General features: G+C 45.3%; 2 protein-coding genes. Both read left to right on the forward strand.

Translation table 11 applies throughout. The features are described from left to right. On the forward strand, positions 1-329 hold a 329-nt coding region (locus KJQ99_RS09495), incomplete at its 5' end, for a peptidylprolyl isomerase (protein ID WP_214150682.1). Positions 330-358: 29 nt separating this feature from the next. Then, on the forward strand, positions 359-627 hold a 269-nt coding region (locus tag KJQ99_RS09500), incomplete at its 3' end, for a CvfD/Ygs/GSP13 family RNA-binding post-transcriptional regulator (RefSeq protein WP_214150683.1).

Here is a 627-nt window from a genome sequence, read left to right on the forward strand (position 1 = left end):
ACGAGTTTTCAAATGAATTATTCAATATTCGCGGTGCCCTTTCAATGGCAAATGCCGGTCCGAATACTAATGGAAGTCAATTCTTTATCGTCCAGGCTAAAAACATTCCGGACGAAATGTTCGATCAAATGAAAGAAGCCGGCTACCCCGAAGAAATCATCGAAGCTTACAAAGAGGGTGGTACTCCTTGGCTTGACCATCGACACACCGTTTTTGGACAGGTGATTTCAGGGATGGATGTCGTTGACAGGATCGCGGCAGTTGAAACAACGTTTGGAGACAAGCCGAAAGATGATGTCGTATTTGTCGGGGTCGAAATTGAAGAATAGAGGAAATGCGTGTGAATTATCGTATTGGGATGGTCCTTGATGGCAAAGTCACGGGCATTCAGCCATACGGTGAATTCGTCGCATTGGATGATAAGACGCAGGGCCTGATTCACATTTCAGAGTGCAGGCATGGCTTTATCGATGATATCCGTAGCTATCTCAAGGTCGGTCAGCGCGTTAAGGTCATGATCATTGATATTGACGAGTACACCCAGAAGATTTCGCTGTCAGTGCGATGCTTAGAGAAGCCTTTTGATTTCGAAGTCCCGACAACACATTCAGCGCATAAGAAATATTG

It is taken from the genome of Campylobacter sp. 2018MI13, from assembly GCF_018501135.1.
Taxonomy (GTDB): Bacteria; Campylobacterota; Campylobacteria; order Campylobacterales; family Campylobacteraceae; genus Campylobacter_E.